Origin of the sequence: Massilia genomosp. 1 (assembly GCF_011682185.1) — a bacterium.
Lineage (GTDB): Bacteria > Pseudomonadota > Gammaproteobacteria > Burkholderiales > Burkholderiaceae_D > Telluria_A > Telluria_A rubra.
Genome location: NZ_WHJF01000572.1, coordinates 1 through 261, shown reverse-complemented (window position 1 = coordinate 261; position 261 = coordinate 1). Strand labels below are relative to the sequence as shown.

Annotated in this window: 1 protein-coding gene; it reads right to left on the bottom strand. The window is 62.1% G+C overall.

Going from position 1 to position 261, the window contains the following annotated elements:
* A partial coding sequence (locus tag F1735_RS34955; protein WP_222853212.1) for a transposase occupies positions 1-261 on the bottom strand: 261 nt, incomplete at both ends.

Genomic DNA, 261 nt, shown 5'->3' with positions numbered 1-261 from the left:
GCAGCTTTGCAAACGGCGGAAATCCGCAAATGCGCCGCAAGGTCTTGTCCATGGTCAGGCGCTCGACCAGCCCGACGGTGGTGGTGATGCCCAGCACCGCCTTGGCCACGAAAGCATTCGCCAGCCATGCACGTACATGCGGCGGTCGGCCGATCCCGTCCCAGGAATCGTCAGCGAATTCCTCGATACGCGCCCACTCCAGAACGTAGATAAGGCGCTCAAGTTTCGGCGTCAAGACGCCCACTTCTGCGCGCAGTTCCG